This window comes from Streptomyces sp. NPDC034670 (assembly GCF_055574875.1).
Genome location: NZ_JBVITR010000005.1, coordinates 150,945 through 151,855, shown reverse-complemented (window position 1 = coordinate 151,855; position 911 = coordinate 150,945). Strand labels below are relative to the sequence as shown.

Annotated in this window: 1 protein-coding gene; it reads left to right on the top strand. The window is 70.1% G+C overall.

The annotated features are described in order from the left end of the window. The first annotated feature begins 394 nt into the window (after positions 1-394). Positions 395-751 (top strand): iron-sulfur cluster assembly accessory protein, encoded by a 357-nt coding sequence (locus ACZ56B_RS05730; RefSeq protein WP_030340884.1) that lies wholly within the window; start codon positions 395-397, stop codon positions 749-751. Positions 752-911 lie beyond the last annotated feature (160 nt).

The following is a 911-nucleotide window of genomic DNA, read 5'->3' as shown; positions in this document are numbered from 1 at the left end:
AAGAGGGGGGGGGGGTGCTGGTGTCACTTCAACTTCTGGGGCCGGGTGGGCTCCCCCCCCCCCCCCCCTTCCTCCCCCCCCCCCCCCCCCCCCCTCCCCCCCCCCCCCCCGGGACATGCGGGACACCTTTTCGACTTTTCGTCGAATTGACGCTATCTATCATAACCGGTTCGCGTCACTTTGACGACGGGTCATCGCGTCCATGTGACGTGAATCCCGGCGCGCGGCCCTTCCCTCCCGGAAGGTCCGACCGGAGCCGTTTTCCGCCCCGCGGGGTGTGTGCGAGCATGAGGAAAGGCCCGAAGAGAACAGGCGCCCGGCCCGGAATGAATCCGCGGCCCCGTCGGTTGCAACCGTCGGCAAGCAGTCTCCGTACAACCCGGGAGAGATGTAGATGTCCGTATCGGACGAGACCACCACCGTCACCGACGGCATCATCCTGACCGACGCCGCCGCGGCCAAGGTCAAGGCCCTGCTCGACCAGGAAGGCCGTGACGACCTCGCGCTGCGTGTCGCCGTCCAGCCCGGCGGCTGCTCCGGCCTGCGCTACCAGCTCTTCTTCGACGAGCGTTCCCTCGACGGCGACGTGGTGAAGGACTTCGGCGGCGTGAAGGTCGTCACCGACCGCATGAGCGCCCCGTACCTGGGCGGCGCCACCGTCGACTTCGTCGACACCATCGAGAAGCAGGGCTTCACGATCGACAACCCGAACGCCACCGGCTCCTGCGCCTGCGGCGACTCCTTCAGCTGAGCCGGGCTCCCGTCCCGGCCCGCACGACAGCGCACGCCCGAAGGCGGCGGCCCCTGCGCAGGGGACGCCGCCCTCGGGCGTTCTCAGGGCGAGACCCCCCGGGCGAAGGGGGAGGCGGCAGCAAGGCGGCGCCCTCCCCCCACGGCCCATGACCTGCGGT